Annotated in this window: 12 protein-coding genes; 3 read left to right on the forward strand and 9 right to left on the reverse strand. The window is 70.7% G+C overall.

Annotated elements, in window-relative coordinates; translation table 11 throughout:
• Positions 1-14 precede the first annotated feature (14 nt).
• Positions 15-1,328, forward strand: coding sequence for an AarF/UbiB family protein (locus tag P0W64_RS08060; RefSeq protein WP_275479560.1), 1,314 nt, complete (start codon positions 15-17; stop codon positions 1,326-1,328).
• A gap of 78 nt (positions 1,329-1,406) precedes the next feature.
• Here the strand turns inward: P0W64_RS08060 and P0W64_RS08065 are convergent, their stop codons facing one another.
• Complete coding sequence (locus P0W64_RS08065) at positions 1,407-1,733, reverse strand: WhiB family transcriptional regulator (protein ID WP_275479561.1); 327 nt, start codon at positions 1,731-1,733, stop codon at positions 1,407-1,409.
• Between the two features lie 605 nt (positions 1,734-2,338).
• Complete coding sequence (locus tag P0W64_RS08070) at positions 2,339-4,423, reverse strand: ATP-dependent DNA helicase UvrD2 (protein ID WP_275479562.1); 2,085 nt, start codon at positions 4,421-4,423, stop codon at positions 2,339-2,341.
• Positions 4,424-4,554: 131 nt separating this feature from the next.
• On the opposite strand from P0W64_RS08070, the gene P0W64_RS08075 reads away from it, so the two are divergent.
• Positions 4,555-4,782 (forward strand): mycoredoxin, encoded by a 228-nt coding sequence (locus tag P0W64_RS08075; RefSeq protein ID WP_275479603.1) that lies wholly within the window; start codon positions 4,555-4,557, stop codon positions 4,780-4,782.
• A gap of 5 nt (positions 4,783-4,787) precedes the next feature.
• On the opposite strand, the gene P0W64_RS08080 is transcribed toward P0W64_RS08075, so the two are convergent.
• The 5 genes from P0W64_RS08080 to P0W64_RS08100 form a co-directional block, all read right to left on the reverse strand.
• Positions 4,788-5,420 (reverse strand): response regulator transcription factor, encoded by a 633-nt coding sequence (locus tag P0W64_RS08080; protein ID WP_275479563.1) that lies wholly within the window; start codon positions 5,418-5,420, stop codon positions 4,788-4,790.
• A complete protein-coding gene (locus P0W64_RS08085; protein WP_275479564.1) occupies positions 5,417-6,550 on the reverse strand; it encodes a histidine kinase in 1,134 nt (377 codons plus the stop codon). Before P0W64_RS08085 ends, P0W64_RS08080 begins: the two co-directional genes overlap by 4 nt.
• Before the next feature lie 22 nt (positions 6,551-6,572).
• Positions 6,573-7,136, reverse strand: a complete 564-nt coding sequence (locus tag P0W64_RS08090) for a hypothetical protein (protein ID WP_275479565.1) — start codon at positions 7,134-7,136, stop codon at positions 6,573-6,575.
• A gap of 70 nt (positions 7,137-7,206) precedes the next feature.
• The gene (nudC, locus tag P0W64_RS08095) at positions 7,207-8,127 is read right to left on the reverse strand and encodes an NAD(+) diphosphatase (protein ID WP_275479566.1); all 921 of its coding nucleotides are present in this window, start codon (positions 8,125-8,127) and stop codon (positions 7,207-7,209) included.
• A 46-nt stretch (positions 8,128-8,173) separates the two neighbouring features.
• Positions 8,174-9,196 (reverse strand): potassium channel family protein, encoded by a 1,023-nt coding sequence (locus P0W64_RS08100; RefSeq protein WP_275479604.1) that lies wholly within the window; start codon positions 9,194-9,196, stop codon positions 8,174-8,176.
• Positions 9,197-9,389: 193 nt separating this feature from the next.
• Here P0W64_RS08100 and P0W64_RS08105 point away from each other — a divergent pair, with 193 nt between their 5' ends.
• Positions 9,390-9,779, forward strand: a complete 390-nt coding sequence (locus P0W64_RS08105; protein WP_275479567.1) for a hypothetical protein — start codon at positions 9,390-9,392, stop codon at positions 9,777-9,779.
• Here P0W64_RS08105 and P0W64_RS08110 read toward each other — a convergent pair whose 3' ends face one another.
• Positions 9,780-13,178, reverse strand: a complete 3,399-nt coding sequence (locus tag P0W64_RS08110) for an ATP-dependent DNA helicase (RefSeq protein ID WP_275479568.1) — start codon at positions 13,176-13,178, stop codon at positions 9,780-9,782.
• Positions 13,171-16,470 carry an ATP-dependent DNA helicase gene (locus tag P0W64_RS08115; RefSeq protein WP_275479569.1) on the reverse strand — a complete coding sequence of 1,100 codons (3,300 nt, stop codon included), beginning with the start codon at positions 16,468-16,470 and terminating at the stop codon, positions 13,171-13,173. The genes P0W64_RS08110 and P0W64_RS08115 overlap by 8 nt, the downstream gene beginning before the upstream one ends.
• Between the last annotated feature and the right edge of the window lie 42 nt (positions 16,471-16,512).

The raw sequence follows: 16,512 nt of genomic DNA on the forward strand, positions 1-16,512 counted from the left end.
CGATCGGGAGGACCATGTCGGAGATCACGCGCGGCGGGGCGAAGCGCACGGCGAAGCTCGCGGGGCTGCCCCTCGGGATGGCCGGGCGCGCCGCGAAGGGCTGGGGGAAGCGCCTCACCGGCGTCGACAAGGACACCGTCAACGCGGAACTCCAGGCCAAGGCCGCACAGCAGGTGTTCGAGGTGCTCGGTGAGCTCAAGGGCGGCGCGATGAAGCTCGGGCAGGCTATGAGCGTCATGGAGGCCGCGGTGCCGCCGGAGTTCGCCGAGCCCTATCGCGAGGCCCTCGGCAAACTGCAGAACGAGGCCCCGCCCATGCCCGCGGCCACGGTGCACCGCGTGCTCGCGCAGCAACTCGGCAGCGGGTGGCGCGACCGGTTCACATCCTTCGACGACGATGCGGCCGCGTCGGCGAGCATCGGCCAGGTGCACCGAGGCGTGTGGTCCGACGGCCGGGAGGTGGCTGTGAAGGTCCAATACCCCGGGGCCGACGAGGCTCTGCGCGCGGATCTCAAGGCGCTGGGCCGACTCTCGTCGGTACTCAAACCGCTCACACCCGGCGCCGACGTCAAGGCACTCGTCGACGAGCTGACCGACCGCACCGAGGCCGAGCTCGACTACCGGTACGAGGCGACGAACCAGCGCAAATTCGCCAAGGCTTTCGCGGATGACCCCGACGTGCTCGTACCGCGGGTCGTCGCCAGCTCGCCGACGGTGATCGTGAGCGAGTGGGTGACGGGGCGCCCACTGCGCGAGGTGATCCACGGTGGCACGCAGACGGAACGGAACGATGCGGCGGCCAAGCTCGCCGAGTTCGAGATCAGTGCGCCCGCACGGACGGGGCTGCTGCACGGCGACCCGCATCCGGGCAACTTCCTCATCGCCGGCGACGGCCGGCTCATCGCGCTGGACTACGGTGCGGTCGCCGAGTACCCGGGCGGGATCCCACCGGCCGTGGGACGGATCCTGCGGCTCGCGCGCGACGAGGACTACGACGCTCTGTTCCCGCTGCTGCGCAGCCAGGGCTTCATCCCGCCGCGACTGGAGATCACACCCGACGAGATCCGCCGCTACCTCGCGCCATACGTCGACCCGCTGCGGTCGGAGAGTTTCCACTTCACCCGCGAATGGCTCATGCGTGTCGCGAACACCGCGACCGATGTGCGCGGAGAGCAGTTCCAGACGGGACGCAAGCTGTCGCTCCCACGGGAATACGTGATGCTCTTCCGAGTGCTGATGGGCGTCGTCGGGATCTGTTCTCAGATGAACGCCGAAGCTCCCTACCGGGCGATCGTGGAGCACTGGACCCCGCAGATCGGGGACGAATGAAACGGGTCCAGGTCACCTGACCTCGGACAGCAGAACGCCCGCAGGTCCTCATGGATCCTGCGGGCGTTCTCGGCCCGGTCACGCCGCGTTCTTCCGCGGCCGGCCCCGGGGCCGCTTGCGGGCGATCACGACACCCTGGTCGAAGATCTGCCCGCCCCACACACCCCACGGCTCAGCACGGTCCAGGGCGGCGGCAAGGCAGGCGCGCTGCACGGGGCAGCCGCTGCACAGTTCCTTGGCGCGTTCGAGGTCTGCGGGAGCCTCTGCGAACCACAGATCGGGATCGCCTCCGCGGCAAGGGATATCGTCGAGGATGTCGGCATTCGTCCCGCAGGTCGCGCCCCAGGCGCTCCGGCAGTCCTCGTCGTCGGTCGTTCGGTCGTCGAGCATGGTCGGCACGTTCATTCACCTTCCACCCGGATGCGGGTGGCCTCAGGTCTGGGCGCTGCGGTAAGGCGCCGGATGGTTCTTGTGTCTCGTGCGCGAACCGTGTGAGCGGCGGTCCCCGGCCCAACGCCGACCGGCTGTCGCCGGTCGTAGTCGGAACTCGTGAGGGGACCTCGAATCCACGGGGCGCGCGTCTGCGCGGAGCCCGTGGCGAGAGTGAGAGAGGCGGGTCCTGTAGGACCTAACCTCGGTGTGACTCCCACACGGGTCGCGCATGCTTGTCGATGTCGCCAGCGGTGATCACTTCGCCGAGCCACACTCGCCGCGGTCGCGGCAGAGGGGCGGGCGAGCACGTGGATGCGGAGGCGTACATACGAACTGCTGCTGCGGCTGCGAAGGCTCCACCCTCGCTCGCGGTGAACTGGTCGCCGAAGACGATTGCGTTGTTCATTGTTCATGCCTCCTTCCAACTAGTGCTCTGATCACGGCTCACGATTCGAAGCGGCGTCATCCGCCGTCGCGCGTCGTTTCCCGTGCGGTCGCTATCTAAGGTAAACGTGCGAACGAATCCGCACAACCTATTTTCTACCTGCGGTTATGCGGGTTGTGGGTCGGCTGCCGTACTAGGCGTGCTCCGCGACGAGTGCGAGCACCTCGTCGCCGTATCGCTCAGCCTTCGTAGCGCCGATGCCGTTGATGCGCACCAACGCGGCGCGGGATCGCGGCTGATGCTCGGCGATCGCGAAGAGTGTGGCGTTCGAGAAGATCGTGTAGGGCGGGATCTTCTGCTCGCTGGCCTGGCCGGTGCGCCACTGCTTGAGCGCGACCACCAGACCGTCGTTGAGCTCGGACGGGCAGTCATCGCATCGCGACATCAGCCGCTCCTCACGCGTGTCGAGAACCTTGCCGCACACGCGGCAGATGTCGGATCCACGCCGCTTGCCCCGGGTGGGCGCCGGCGGGGAGCCGGCGGCACCTGCCTCCGCTGCGACGACGTCCAGAAAGCGGCTGCGCTTGCGAATGCGCCGACCACCCTCGTTGCGGGCGAGGGCCCATGACAGCTGGAGGTGCACCCGGGCGCGGGTGACGCCTACATACAGCAGGCGACGCTCCTCCTCGATGGGCTCCTGCTCACCCTTCGCGATGGCCTGCGAGATCGGCACCGAGCCCTCGGTGAGCCCGACCAGGAAGACCGCGTCCCACTCCAGCCCCTTCGCGGCATGGAGCGAGGACAGTGTGACCCCCTGCATCGTCGGCGGGTGCTTCGCCTCGGCGCGGGTGCGCAGCTCGGTGAGAAGGCCGAGCAGGTTCAAACCCGGCCGCTCGGCGACCAGGTCTCTGGTCAGCTCCACCAGGGCGCGCAGCGACTCCCAGCGATCGCGGGCACGTGCGCCGTCGGGGGCCTTCTCGCTCAGCCCGAGTCTCTCCAGCGCGCCGCCGACGAGACGGACCAGATCCGCATCGGCCACGCCACCGAAATCATTTGCCCGCGTAGATAGTTCACGGATCGCCTGACCGATCTCGGGACGCTCGAAGAACGAGTCACCGCCACGCACCTGATACGGGATCCCCGCCTCGGTGAGTGCATTCTCATGCACGGCGGACTGCGCGTTGATGCGGTACAGGATCGCGATCTCGGAAGCGGGCACACCCTGGGCCAGTAACTCCCCGATCCGCTCGGCGACCTGCTTGGCCTCCGCCGGTTCGTCGTCGCTCTCGACGTAGGTGGGCCGCGGCCCCTCGGGACGCTGCCCGATCAGCTCGAGCCGCGTCCCCGCGACCCGTCCGGTGGCCGCCCCGATCACCTTGTTCGCGAGCTCGACCACCTGGGGCGTCGACCGGTAGTCGCGCCGCAGCCGGACGATCGTCGCGTCCTCGAAACGGCGCGTGAAGTCCAGCAGATACCGCGGCGTGGCACCCGTGAACGAGTAGATGGTCTGGTTGGCGTCACCGACCACCGTCAGGTCGTCCCGCTGGCCCAGCCAGGCGTTGAGCAGGCGCTGCTGTAGGGGCGTGACGTCCTGGTACTCGTCGACGACGAAGCTGCGGTAGCGGTCGCGGAACTCCTCGGCCACCACCGGATTGTCGTCGAGGATCGCCGCAGTCATCAGGATCAGGTCGTCGAAGTCGAGCAGCCGGTTGCCCTCGGAGTCGGTCTTGCGCCGCTCGTACGCCTCGTAGACCTCGGCGACGGTCTCGGGCTTGAGCGGCGCCGTACGGTCGATCTTCTCGACCGCGGACGCGTAGAGCTCGGGCGTGACCTCCGATGCCTTGGCCCAGTCGATCTCCGACAGCAGGTCGCGAATCGTGTCGGTCTCCGGGCGCAGCCCGCAATCTCGCGCCGCCCGTCCCACGACCGGGAACTTGTTGTCCAGCAACTGCCAGCGGGTGTCCCCGATCGCGCGGGGCCAGAAGTAGCGCAGCTGCCGCATGGCAGCCGCGTGGAAGGTGACGGCCTGCACCCCGGGCGCGCCGTCGGCACCACCGATCCCCAGGCCACGCAGTCGCGCCCGCATCTCGGCCGCGGCGCGCGATGTGAACGTGACCGCCAGGACCTGGCCCGCGGCGACATGCCCGTCCGCCACGAGGTGGGCGATGCGGTGCGTGATGGTGCGAGTCTTGCCGGTACCCGCGCCTGCGAGCACGCAGACGGGGCCGCGCGGCGCCAGCACCGCGGCGGTCTGCTCCGGATCCAACTGCGGCGTCATCCGCCGTCGCTCCTCTCGCCCACCGATTCGCTCATAGGGTCGAGTATGGCAGTCGGCCCCGACAGGTTTCGAAGCCCGCGGGAACACTCGCCCGCACACGATGGTTGTCTAGTCCCGTGAGCAAGCTGACGATGTACACGACCTCCTGGTGCGGCTTCTGCGCCCGCCTCAAGACCGGGCTGAAGGCCGAAGGTATCGAATGGGACGAGGTCGACATCGAAGCCGACCCGTCGGCCGCCGAGTTCGTCGGCAGCGTGAACGGCGGCAACCATGTCGTGCCCACCGTGAAGTACGCCGACGGGACCACCGCGACCAACCCGACCGCGAAGGCCGTCGCGCGGAAACTGGCCGAGCTGTAATACGCTCAGGCGCCGCCGCGCAGCGCGTAGCGGACCGCGTCGGCGCGGGTCTCGAAACCGCCCTTCGCGAACAGGTTGTTGATGTGCGTCTTCACCGTGGCCTCGCTGACCACGAGTCGCTCGGCGATCTCCCTGTTACGCAGGCCCTCGCCGATCAGCGCGAGGATCTCGCGCTCGCGGGCGGTGAACGGTGTGGGCGGCTCGCGCGGCGGCGCCGACCGTGTGGCGAGTGCGAGCAGCCGCTGCTGCACCGTCGGGTCGAGTACCGTCTGGCCCTGTGCCGCGCCGCGCACCGCGGCGAGGATCGCGTCTCGCCCGGCATCCTTGGTGAGGTAACCGGCCGCGCCCGCCTGGAGAGCACCGAGGATCGAAGCGTCGTCGTCGAACGTGGTGAGGATCAGCACCTTCACCGTAGGGTGCTCGGCCCGGATCCGCTCTGTGGCGCGCACCCCGTCCAGGACGGGCATGTTGAGGTCGAGCAGGGCGACATCGGGAGCCTGCTCGCCGATCAGCTCGAGGGCAGCGGCACCGTCGGGGGCGGCGCCCACGACGTCCACGTCGTCGTCCAGGTCGAGCATGACCGCGAGCGCCTCGCGCACCGTCGCCTGGTCGTCGGCCAGCACCAGTCTGATCCTCATCGGGGAATCCGCACCTCGACCTCCCATCGGCCGCCGACCGGCCCGGCACGCAGGCTACCGCCGAGCAGGGCCACGCGCTCGGCCATCGATTCGAGTCCCATGCCTGTGCCGCCCTGTTCTCCAGGCGGCCCCGTGAGCTCGTTGACAAGGGTCAGGACGGCGTCGTCGGAGACGGCGAGCCGGATCCCGACCGGCCGCCCGGGTGCGTGCCGTGCCGCGTTGGTGAGCGCCTCCTGCGTCACCCGCACCAGCGTGTGCCCCACCACCGGTGCCAGTTCCTCAGCGTCACCGTCGACGGTGACCGTCGCCGCATAGGGTTCGGCAACGACCCGCAATGCCTCGGGGACGGGCTTGGCGCCGTCTCGCAGAGCGTGCACCGCGCTACGTGTCTCCCCTATCGAGTCGACGGCGAGCGTGCGCGCCCGGCGCATGGCGGCGAGCGCATCGTCGGTGCGGCCGCGGGACTGCAATGCCTCCGCCAGCTCGAGCTGCAGCGCTATCCCCGAGAGCGAGTGGCCGACCACGTCGTGTACCTCACGCGCGATGCGGCCGCGCTCCTCGAGGGCGGCGGACCGGGCATCGGCGGCTGCCGCGCGGCGCGCCTCGTCGGCGGCCGTGCGCGCGCTCCCGAGGGCCTCCTCGCGGAAACGGCGTGTGATGCCCGCGTACACCCCCAGGCCGATCGTCAGGCCCACCCACCACGGCCATCCACGAACCGAGCCCTGGCGTTCCACCAGCCACAGGCCGCCCGCGGCGAGGACGGACCCCGCGACGGCGTACGCCACGGCAAGAGGCAGCGACCGGAGACGCGCTCCCGCGACGGACATCGCCGCGTACGGCAGGACGGCCGCGGCGACCGTGTTCGACAGCGGGTACAGCAGCACCGCGGCGAGCGCGTAGACGCCGATATACGACGCGAGTACGGGCTGTGACAGGTGCCGCCACGGAAGAAGCGACGCGAGCGCCCCGGCCGCCACCACCACGAGCAGTGGCATCGCGACGGCCGGGTGCGCGACGGCGTGCTCTGAGGGCCACAGCACGATCGTCGCCACGAGGACCGCGGCGACGAGCAGCCGCCGGGCGGTGTTGCCCGCTCGGTCGAGTGGGGTCTCGGCTGTAGTCACGCTCACGGTCCTAGACGCTAGCGAGTTCTCAGGCCGCCACCGGTACGGCGCGCTCGGCCCGCGCACGGGCGACGTAGCGGCGAGTCAGCACCGCCGGCACGACGAACGCCGCGACCTGCACCGCGAGTCGCACGATCTCGGGCTCCCCCGTCGCCACACAGACGACCCCGAGCACCGCGGCGGTCCCGAAACCGGCCGCCCAGAAGCCTGTGACCACGGTGTTGAAGCGCAGGAACATCGGGTGCCGCGCGACCTCATCGGGCACGGAACGACGTGCGATGGCGAGTGTGAACGGCCGCCCGACCGCAAGGCCGAGCACCGCGATCACGGCCAGCCACGCCGACGAGAGCGGACCGTCGTACGCCTCGAGCGGCGAGTGCGGCGACGTGAACGCGAGGACGGTCAAGACAAGGAAGAAGACCGCCCCTCCGAGGTCGAGGATCTGCGCCCCGACCTCGATGCCTGCGCGGCGATCACGCCACAGCGAGTGCGTGGTGACGGCGAGTGCCGCGAGGGCACCCCACTGCCAACCGACGAGAGAGGACAGGACCGAGAAGGCGATCCAGGGAAGGAATCCGCGTAGGTAGCTCATGCCTTAGGACGCTATTTCGCGATGGGTCTCGCGTCGTGGTCCCGCGGGTGGAGATCCAGGTGGAGACGTCTCAGGCGACCCATGCCTCGATGATCGCGCGGGCGATCGAGATCGAGTTGGGCAGCAGCAGTGGGGAATCCGAGGACTCGCTGCCCCAGTCCCCCGCCTCGAGTGCGGTACGCACCTCGTCCCGGGTGAACCAGCGGGCCTCCGCGATCTCCCCGTCCCGGAAGTCGAGGGCAGAGTTCCGCGCTGTGCGGGCCGTGAACCCGAGCATCAGCGAACGCGGGAAGGGCCAGGGCTGGCTCGCGACGTAGGTGATCTCGTCGGCGGCCACGCCGACCTCCTCGTAGAGCTCGCGCGCGACGCACTGCTCGAGGGACTCGCCGGGCTCGACGAAACCTGCGAACAGGGAGAAACGTCGTTCCGGCCAGACGGCCTGGCGGCCGAGCAGTACCTGATCGCCCCCGTCGTGCACGAGCGTGATCATCGCGGCGTCGGTCCGCGGGAACTCCTCGGTACCGGTAGCGGTGTTGCGCCGCACCCACCCGCCGCGTTCGGGCTCCGTCGGTGCGCCGTCCACCGGCGAGAAGTGTGCCGAAGCATGCCAGTTCAGGATGGCGATCGCCTGGGCCGCGACCGCCGCGTCGGTCTCGGACAGGGCCAGGCCGGCGAGCCGCAGATCAGACGACGACGATGCGCCGCCCCCGACGGCCACGTCCAGCACACGCACCGCGAAGACGGAGCGGTCCTCGACACGGCCGAGGAACACGGCGTCCGCGGGGCGGGACTCCGCGACGTCGCTCCCGAGCGCGTAGTCGAGCGCGCCGTCGACGAGTGAGAACCGGCCCTTGCGATCGATCCGCACGACCGCCGCACCGGGCCACGCGACGTCGAGAGCCTGTGAGTCGCCGCGCAACTCGTCGGCGCGATCGATGTCGTAGCGGGACAGGAGCGGAGGCACGGTCAGACGAATAGGCACGATGGCCATCGTATGCCGGGCGGATCGACGCCTCGTGTCGAGTGCTGCCCGGCCGCTAGTGGCCCTGGGCGCCGTCCCGCACGTAGAGGAGACGGTCGCCCGCCTCGACGACGGACATCGCAGGCGAGTCGACGCGGTATAGGCGGCCCTGCCGGACCACACCCAGCACGATGTTGGGCAGGTGCCGCGGCGAGCGGCCCACCTCCACGCGGGTCACCTCGCGCTCGGCGATGGCGAAACCGTCGCCCGGGGACAGCAGGTCCTCGATCATCTCCACGACCGACGGTGTGGTCGTCGCCATGCCCAGCAGGCGGCCCGCGGTCTCGGAGGACACGACCACCGAGTCCGCGCCCGACTGCCGCAGCAGGTGCACGTTCTCCGCCTCACGGATCGCGGCGACGATCTTCGTCTTCGGCGCGAGTTCCCGCGCCGTGAGGGTGACCAGCACGGCCGCGTCGTCGCGGTTGGCGGCGATGATGATCGAACCCGCCCGCGGTGCGCCCGCGAGCCGAAGGACGTCGGCCTTCGTCGCATCGCCGCGGACGGTGACCAACCCGTCCGCCTCGGCGGCCTCCAGCACTGTCGAATCGGTGTCGACGACGACGATCTTGCCGGCTTCGATGCCGTCGTTGAGCATCGCGTTGATCGCGGTGCGGCCCTTGGTGCCGTACCCGACGACGATGGTGTGGTTGTGCACCGATGACCTCCAGCGTTGGATCTTGAATGCCTGCCGCGACCGCTCGGTGAGGACCTGCAGCGTCGTCCCGACCAAGACGATCAGGAACAGGACGCGGAGCGGAGTGATGAGCAGCGTGTTGACGAGGCGCGCGGACTGGCTCACGGGCGTGATATCGCCGTAGCCCGTGGTGGAGAGCGAGACCGTGGCGTAGTAGAGGCAGTCGATGAGCGTCAGGTGATCCTTGGCGCTGTCGCGGTAGCCGTCACGCTCGAACCACACGATCGCGACGGCCAGAAAAAGCGCGCCGAGAGCGATGAATACGCGCACGCTGATCGCGCGCCACGGGCTCGCGTCGCCGGCCGGTATCCGGAGGATGCCGACGAGCGCGTGGTCGGGCATGTCGGTCAGCTCGGCCTTGAGCCGCCGACGGAACTTGGTGCGTGCCACTTGTCTGCTTTCGCCGTTCGTGTCGGGTGGGACTCTAACCGCGCCCGACGGTGCGCGCCCGCCCGGGCCGTCTCGGCGCGTCCCGACCATCGCGAGTGACGCGCAGCCGCACCTACGCCGCCGACACGTCTGTCACAATCGCGACATGGCATCCACGAACCGCAGGGCCCTGACCATGGCGGGCTCCCTCGCCACCGCCGGCGTCGCGCATTTCGCCTTCCCCAAGCCGTTCGACGACATCGTGCCGCCGCAGCTGCCGATCACGCCCCGCCAGGCCACGCAGCTGTCGGGCATCGCGGAGCTGACGATCGCGGGCCTTCTAGCCGTGCCGCGCACCCGTCGCCTGGGCGGCTGGGCCGCGGCCGCGCTGTACGTCGCCGTCTACCCGGCGAACGTCTACATGGCCCAGCAATGGTCGGACAAGCCGACGGCACAGAAGCTCGTCGCCTACGGCCGCCTGCCCCTTCAGATCCCTCTCATCGTCAGCGCCGTCAAGATCGCCAGGGCACCGAGGAAGGCACCGGCGTCCGAATAGTCATGCTCCACCCGCACTGGTGATGAGGACGCGCAGGCCGTCGTCGTCGAGGAGATCCGACGGTGCGACGGTCTCGCCGGAGCGCACGTAGAAGAAGGCCGCCCGGACGTCGTCGACCGAACAGCCGTGCAGGCGCGCCCACGCAAGGCGGTACGCGGCCAGTTGCACAGCCGCCGCGCGCTCGTCGGCCGGTTCGGTCGGCTGGGCGCCCGTCTTCCAGTCGACGACGGTGAACCCGCCGCCCGGGTCGCGGAACACCGCGTCCATCCGGCCGCGCAGAACCGTTCCGGCGACGGCGATCTCGAACGGCACCTCGATATCGACGGGCGTGCGCGCCGCCCACTCGCTCTCCTCGAACCTGCGCTGCAACAGCGCCAGGTTGTCGTCGTCTCCCCCGGCGTCGGCCGCACCGGGGAGCTCATCGAGATCGAGCAACCTGGAGGCGCCATAGCGGCGCTCCACCCACGCGTGGAACGCGGTGCCCCGGCGCGCGTACGGATTCGGCCGGTACGGCACAGGACGGCGCAGGCGACGCGCGAACTGCGCGGGACTGCGACGCAGCTCGACCAACTGGCTGACGGACAGGTCCGGGGGAACCGGGACCTCGAGCTCCAGCGCCTGGTTCCGTTCGCGCTCCGCGAGCAGCGCGGTCACGTCAGCGGCCCAGCCGTGCGGGTCGGGTTCGTGCTCCCCCGGCTCCGTCGCCGACGCGGCGAGCACGAGAGCGGCCCCGGCATCGACGGCAGGGCGGTACGCGCCGAGGAAGTCGCGTGGCCACGGCGCGGTCACGGGCTCGGCCTCCAGGGGGTTCTCGGTGTCCTCGTCCGGCTCCGCAGCCCACACGGCCACGGCGTCCGGCACCTCGACGCGGGCCTCCTCGAGGAAACGCGACGGTGCCTTCGGCTTCTTCACGTCCTCGCTCCACCGGTGTCCCGATAGCAGCAGCACGCGCTCGGTACGCGTCACCGCGACGTAGTAGAGCCGGCGGTCCTCGTCTGCCGACAGCGCCTTGAGTGCTCCGCGGTGACGTTCCAGTTCTTCCTCGAGATCCTTGCGGTTGGCGCATGCGCCGAAACCTGCGCGCGGAACGCCCTCGCCCGCGCCTGGCTCCGCGGCACGAGACGAGCCGGGTTCGGCGACCACGTCGCCGCGCAGCTCGGGCGGCAGTTCCGCGGGGCTCGACAGCCACGTCGGGAGCGCGCGATTCGACGGGAAGATCCCCTCGGAGAGGTGCGGCACCGCGACGACTTCCCACTCCAGCCCCTTGGCAGAGTGCACGGTGAGGATCTGCACGCGATCGGTGGCGACCTCGATGTCGCCGGGTGCGAGGCCGCCCTCGATGCTCTCGGCGGCGGTGAGGAATGCGAGCAGCCCCGGAAGCGAAGCGTTGGGCCGCTCGGCATACGACACCACCACGTCCGCGAACGCGTCGAGGTGCTCGCGCCCGGACGCCCTGGCGCCGACCTGCCGCGCGGCCCGGATTCGCGTCTCGATGCTCACGCCTAGCACGCGTTCGGCCTCCGCAACCACCTCGGGCAGCGGGTGCCCGAGGCGCTGCCGCATGTGCCGGACCTCCCGGTCGAGCGACTTGATGCGGTCGAACCCGACGGTCGAATACGCCTGTGCCGGGCCGGGATCGGCGATCGCATCGCCCAGCCCGGCCACGTCGAGAAGTTCGGCGGGGAGAGTCGCATCGAGGGCGGCATCGAGCTGCTCCCGACTTCCGACGGTGCCCGCCGCCGCGCGCCCGACCTGGGTCGCGATCCGTCCGGCTCGCTCCCACAGCGCACGCAGGTCCGCGGCGCCGAGCTGCCATCGGGGCCCGGTGAGGAGACGCATCGCCGCCGTTCCGGCCAGCGGGTCCACGGCCAGGCGCAGCAGTGCGACGACGTCCTGTACCTCGGGCGTGTGCAGCAGTCCGCCCAGGCCGACGACCTCGACCGGGATGCCGCGCGCGCCGAGCTCCGCTGCAAGGCCCGCCGAATCCGCATTGCGGCGCACCAGGACTGCTGTCGTGGGCGGAGGCTCACCCGATTCGACGGACTCACGCCAGAAGCCGGCGACGGCATCCGCGACCCATGCACGCTCGTCGATCACCGTGGGGTGCAGCGCGATCCGCACGTCCCCGTCGGGGGCGTCGGGGCGGGCCCGGAGCGTCGAGACGGGCACACCCCGTTCGCGCAGCTCCTCCGAAGCCTGGTTGGCGATGCGCAGGGCGGACTCGGGGTTGCGCCAGCTTGTGAGCAACTCGCGGCGGGGTGCGGGGCTGCCGTCCGCCAGGGGGAAGTCCGTGATGAACCGGGGCAGGTTCGATGCGGACGCGCCGCGCCAGCCGTAGATGGACTGGATGGGGTCGCCCACTGCTGTGACCGCCGGGACCCGGGCGACATCCGGCACCGCCGGGACCCGGGCGACATCCGGCACCGCGGGCGCCAGCACGCCCCTCCGACCCTCGTCGCGCGGCCAGGCCCCGAACACCGATGCGAGCAGGACGCGCTGCGCGTGCCCGGTGTCCTGGTACTCGTCCAGCAGCACGGCGCCGAAGCGGCGGCGCTCGAGTGCGGCGACGTCGGGGTGCTCGAGCGCGAGGCGAGCGGCGAGGCTCATCTGGGACCCGAAGTCGAGCACCTCCCGTGCCCGCATCTCGGCGGCGACGGCGCGGACGAGAGGAATGAGCTCGCGCCGTTCGACCTGGATGTCGCCCTGCTTCTCGAGGTCCTTGCTCACGGCCTTCCGCTGGCGCGGTCCGGGGGGCAGCGTGAGGATCAGGCGCTCGAGCTCGCGGTCGGCCTCCAAGATCTCTCCGGGGTCGACGAGATGGTCCGCGAGCGACGAAGCGAGTCCCAGAACGTGCTGCGTGAGCGCTGCCGGCGTTCGATCGGTGTCCAGCTCACCGTCCCATCCGGTGACGACGTCATACGCGATCTGCCAACGCTCGGTCTCGGATACCAGCCGCACGGACGGCTCGACCGGCATCAGCATGCCGTAGTCGCCGAGCAGCCGCCCGGCATACGTGTGGTACGTGCTGATCTCCGGCTCGACGGTCCGCAACAGGACGCGCAGGCCGCCGGTCGGGTCTATGCGATCGACGACCTGCGCCCCCGCGAGTCGCGCTAGCCGCTTGCGCACGCGAATCATCAACTGCTGCGCGGCCTTCCGTGTGAATGTCAGCCCCAACACCTGGTCAGGCGTGACGTACCGGTTGGCGATCAGCCATACGACGCGACCCGCCATCGTCTCGGTCTTGCCCGCACCCGCGCCGGCGACGACGAGGCCTGGCTCGAGCGGGGCCTCGATCACAGCCCGCTGCTCGTCGGTGGGACCGAACGCCTGACCCAGCTCGACCGCGAGGTCGTCGGCGGAGATGTAGGGCGCGTGGGGAAGGTCTGGGTCAGTCATCGGTGACCGCCCTCCCCTTGTCGACCGCGGGGCAGCAGGAGGCGGCGTCGCAGTGTGCGCAGACCGGGCCGAGCGTCGCGGCGAAGGAGGGGCCCCGTGTCGCACGCGCGGCGCGGCGCATCACGACGAGCCACTCGTCTACGTCGGTGGGGGTGAGTGCGGGCTGGACCCGTTCGGCTGCACCGGTCTTCGCTTCCTTCGCCACGTAGACGAGGCGACCTCCGCCCGGTTGGGCACCCGGCTCGACGAGAGCACCGGGAACGCCGCCGTGCGCGAGCGCGGCCTGGTACGTGCGCAGCTGCGCGTGCGCCTCGGCGTCCGCCTTGGTGGGCACAGTCCGACCGGTCTTGAGGTCGATCGGCACGGGGCGGCCGAGCGCGTCGCGCTCGAGGCGGTCGATGCGCCCGCGCACCCGGAGGTCCGGCTCCTCGCCGGCGCCGGCGGGTATGACGGCGTCGACGCCCACCTCGACGGCGACCTCCGTCAGGTCGGTACGGGTCGCGGCGAGCCACGCGCGCAGGTTCTCGAGCATGCTCTCGGTCCGGGTGAGTTCGCGCCGCGCGAACCAGTCAGCGTCGAGATCGACACGTTCCCATACCTTCCGGAGCGCGGCCGTGACCTCCTCCTTGGGAATCCGACCCGCGACCGCTTGCGCGAGCGTATGCACCAGGTTGCCGGTGATCTGTTGCGCGGTGTTGCCATCGCGGCCGCCGAAGCGCTGCAGCATCCATCGCAGGGCACACGCCTCCAGCGCCTCGACGTTGGACGGCGACAGCACGACCGGGCCGTCGTCGGGCCGCCACAGCGGGTCGTCGGTACTGGTGCCGGGAAAGCCGTACCAGGTCGATGGATGCGCACCGGGTACGCCGGCCTCCGCGAGGCGGGCGAGTTGTCTTGCGGCGTGGTTCCTCTCGGCTTCCTCCGCGGTGCCGGAGCAGGCGACGGCTCGCAGGGTCGCGACCATCGTACGCAGGTCGAGGGCGGCGACCGGTTCGGTCTCGACGGCAGGCGTGTACGTCTCGGGGTCGTCGGTCAGGGTTGGCGCCAGCCCCTGTAGGAAGCGCGACGGAACCTGCTCCCCGTCGCCGTCGGCGGAGTCGACCGCTGTGAGCAGCAGCCTGGTACGCGCTCGCGAGCACGCGACCAGCAGCAGGCGCCTTTCCTCTGCGAGCAACGGCAACGACCTGGACACCGTCGCCAGCGAGGCGGTGGGCAACCCGTCGATCACGTCCACGACGTCCTGCGTGCCGAGCAGGCCTCCGCGCAGACGCAGGTCGGGCCAGCGACCCTCCTGGATCCCCGCGACGGCGACGACGTCCCACTCGCGCCCCACCGCGCCGTGCACGCTGAGCAGCGTGACACCGGCCGTGGCACCGCCGGAGCCGCGGCTGCGGCCGCGCGGGATCTGCAACTGCTCGATGTATTCGACGAACCGGCTCACCGAAGCCGTGGGCAGCGTGTCTGTGAAATCCGCAGCCGCGTCGAATAATCCGAGCACCGCGTCCAGATCGCGGTCGGCCTGCTCGCCGAGCGAACCACCGCGCAGGGCGAGTCCCGACCAGCGCGCGGCCAGACCGGTCGCGGCCCACGCCGACCACAGCGCGTCCTCGACGGAGCCCGTGGCTGCGGACGCGCGCGCGGCTTCCACCACCTCGGCGACCCGCTCGATCGGCTCGGCCTCGAGCTCGGTGAGCGCCGCACGGTACGGCGCCGCGTCGATGTCGCCGCAGAGCACATCCCGCAGCAGTTGCGCGGAACCGCGTTCATCCGCCGGATCGACACGCCGGATCGCTCGACGCACGCGTCGGAAGGTGAGCGGATCCCCGTCCCCGACGGGGCCCGTCAGCAGTGTGAGTGCGTCGGCCGCCTCCACTGATGCCGGGTCGCCGACGATACGCAGCACCAGCAGCAGTGAGTGGACCACCCGCTGCCGGGCGAGCGGTACGTCGTCCGACGGTACGGTGACGGGCACGCCGGCGTACGCGAGCGCGCGACGCAGCGGGGCGACCGACGCGGACACCGATCGCACCACGACCGCCATGTCCTCCCAGGCGACCCCGCGCGCGATGTGCTCGCGGCGCAGCATCGCGGCGATCGCGTCCGCCTCCTTGGCCGGAGTCGCAAAGATCCGCACGTCAGCGGTGCCGGGCCTCGGGCACTCTGCGGTCGTGGAGACGAACCTCTGTGGGAGACGCGAGGACACGCGATCGACGGTGCCTGCGATCTCGTCACCGAAGCGGAAACTGCGGTCCAGCAGTATGTCTCGGTCCGGCGGTACGTCCATACCCTGCAGGAACCGCGTCGCGGCGCCGCGAAAGGAGAAGACCGCCTGGTCCGGGTCGCCCGCGATCACGGTGAGCTCGGTGCCGGTGCCGAGCAGCCGCACCAGCGCGGCAGCGAGTGGGTCTAGATTCTGCGCGTCGTCCACCAGCAGGAACCGGATCTTCTCCCGCTGCTGCGACAGGAGCCCGTCGTCGGTGGCGAGCGCGGTGACGGCGGCGTCGATGAGCTCGGCCGCGTCGACCGCCGGCGCAACCGCCTGGGGTCCTGCCAGACCGACGGAGCCGCGCAACAGCGTCGTCTCCTGGTACTCGGCGTAGGCACGCGCCGCCGCAACCCATTCGTCGCGGCCGTGTTCACGGCCCAGGTCGGCGAGCTGCTCCGGCCCCACACCACGCTGCGCCACCTGTGCGAAGAGATCCCGCAGCGCGCCCGCGAAACCGTTCGTAGAGAGCGCCGGGCGCAGCCGCGTAGGCCACCATGCCGCCCCGTCCTCGACGTTGCCGCGCAACAACTCCCTGATCACCGCATCCTGCTCAGACCCGGTGATCAGGCGCGGCGGCGGGCCACCGCTACGGGTGGCAGCGAGCCGCAGGACGGCGAACGCGAGCGAGTGGACGGTGCGCACCAGCGGCTCGTGCGCGGCGTGGGCTCTGCCGCCGTCGGGCGCCGCTGCGAGCACACGCGCGGAGATCTCCCGCCGCAGCCGTTGAGCGGCAAGCCTGCTGCCGGCCAACAGCAGTACGGACTCGGCGTCCACGAGCGGATCGGTGAGCTTGGCGACAGCGGTGTCCACCAGCGCCGACGTCTTGCCTGTGCCCGGCCCGCCGCGGATGCGGTACGGCGCCCACCCGCCCGTATCCAGCGGCAGCGCGCCACTGGACGGCTTCATGAGCCCGGCGATCGCACCGCCCCATTCCCGCGCCGGTGGCGCGTCCGGCCGGCGGTAAGCAAGCGTGACCTGTGGACGACGGTGCCGGGCGGCGTCCGCTCCGTCCCCCATCCGCTCCATTCGGCCACCTCCCATCTCACTCCGAACCCGTTCACCGCCGAC

The sequence above is a fragment of the Tsukamurella sp. 8F genome, assembly GCF_029167375.1.
Lineage (GTDB): Bacteria > Actinomycetota > Actinomycetes > Mycobacteriales > Mycobacteriaceae > Tsukamurella.

What these genes read in the sequence shown, in the direction of transcription:
- P0W64_RS08060 (WP_275479560.1), top strand. Translation starts at nt 15, where the DNA reads ATGTCGGAGATCACGCGCGGCGGGGCGAAGCGCACGGCGAAGCTCGCG.
- P0W64_RS08065 (WP_275479561.1), bottom strand. Translation starts at nt 1,733, where the DNA reads ATGAACGTGCCGACCATGCTCGACGACCGAACGACCGACGACGAGGAC.
- P0W64_RS08070 (WP_275479562.1), bottom strand. Translation starts at nt 4,423, where the DNA reads ATGACGCCGCAGTTGGATCCGGAGCAGACCGCCGCGGTGCTGGCGCCG.
- P0W64_RS08075 (WP_275479603.1), top strand. Translation starts at nt 4,555, where the DNA reads ATGTACACGACCTCCTGGTGCGGCTTCTGCGCCCGCCTCAAGACCGGG.
- P0W64_RS08080 (WP_275479563.1), bottom strand. Translation starts at nt 5,420, where the DNA reads ATGAGGATCAGACTGGTGCTGGCCGACGACCAGGCGACGGTGCGCGAG.
- P0W64_RS08090 (WP_275479565.1), bottom strand. Translation starts at nt 7,136, where the DNA reads ATGAGCTACCTACGCGGATTCCTTCCCTGGATCGCCTTCTCGGTCCTG.
- nudC (WP_275479566.1), bottom strand. Translation starts at nt 8,127, where the DNA reads ATGGCCATCGTGCCTATTCGTCTGACCGTGCCTCCGCTCCTGTCCCGC.
- P0W64_RS08100 (WP_275479604.1), bottom strand. Translation starts at nt 9,196, where the DNA reads ATGCCCGACCACGCGCTCGTCGGCATCCTCCGGATACCGGCCGGCGAC.
- P0W64_RS08105 (WP_275479567.1), top strand. Translation starts at nt 9,390, where the DNA reads ATGGCATCCACGAACCGCAGGGCCCTGACCATGGCGGGCTCCCTCGCC.
- P0W64_RS08110 (WP_275479568.1), bottom strand. Translation starts at nt 13,178, where the DNA reads ATGACTGACCCAGACCTTCCCCACGCGCCCTACATCTCCGCCGACGAC.
- P0W64_RS08115 (WP_275479569.1), bottom strand. Translation starts at nt 16,470, where the DNA reads ATGGAGCGGATGGGGGACGGAGCGGACGCCGCCCGGCACCGTCGTCCA.